At 44.3% G+C, this 909-nt stretch carries 1 protein-coding gene; it reads right to left on the bottom strand.

Annotation, left to right across the window (positions count from 1 at the left end; all coding sequences use genetic code 11):
- Positions 1 to 178: 178 nt before the first annotated feature.
- A partial coding sequence (locus A3729_RS05885) for a UTP--glucose-1-phosphate uridylyltransferase (RefSeq protein ID WP_068633378.1) occupies positions 179 to 909 on the bottom strand: 731 nt, incomplete at its 5' end.

Genomic DNA, 909 nt, shown 5'->3' with positions numbered 1-909 from the left:
AACTGATGATGAGCGTGAGTTACTTCGGCGTTACCGTAAAAGCGATGCGCAAAGTAAAGAGCTGATACTTCAGCTAATTGCAAACTAAGGCTATTAGGTCTTTAATTGCTTTGTTCTTTTTTGATGGAGCAGGAAGTTTGCCGCGCTAAGGCGCTGCAAACTCATTTATTTGTATCGACTACGATTCTGCTTTGTATACGTTTTCATAGACATAGTTAGTCGCTTGAATAAAACCATCGACACTACCACAGTCAAAACGCTGACCTTTAAACTTATAGGCTAGCACGCAACCTTTTTTCGCTTGAGTGAGCAGGGCGTCGGTGATTTGAACTTCTCCACCTTTTCCGGGCGGTGTTGCTTTGATGATATCGANGATGTCCGGTGTCAGAATATAACGACCGATAATTGCTAGATTTGAAGGAGCATCTTCCGGAGCCGGCTTTTCAACCATGTCAGTGATACGGTATAGGCCATCCTTCATGCATTCGCCTGCAATAACACCATATTTATGCGTTTGGTCAGCAGGAACTTCCTGGATCGCTACGATACTGCAGCGGAACTGATTATATAACTCTGCCATTTGCTTAAGCACGCCGTCGCCGTTTTCATCTGCCGTACAAAAGTCATCTGCCAAAACAACTGCAAAAGCATCATCGCCAACCAAACCTCGACCGCTATAGATTGCGTGGCCAAGACCTTTCATTTGATGCTGTGGTGTAAATGAAAAGGTGTTATTTTCCATTAAATTCCGAATGGAATCGAGCTGAGCCTCTTTTCCCGAACCTTTAATTTCATTTTCTAGTTCGTAGCTAATATNAAAGTGATCTGCAATGGCTCGTTTGCCTCTACCTGTGACANAACCCATTCGGTTCATGCCTGCCTGGTGCGCTTCCTCAACGCCATATTGCA

Source organism: Oleiphilus sp. HI0043 (assembly GCF_001634935.1).
The sequence above is the reverse complement of the archived record's forward strand: the minus strand, read 5'-3'. Positions and strand labels throughout refer to the sequence as shown.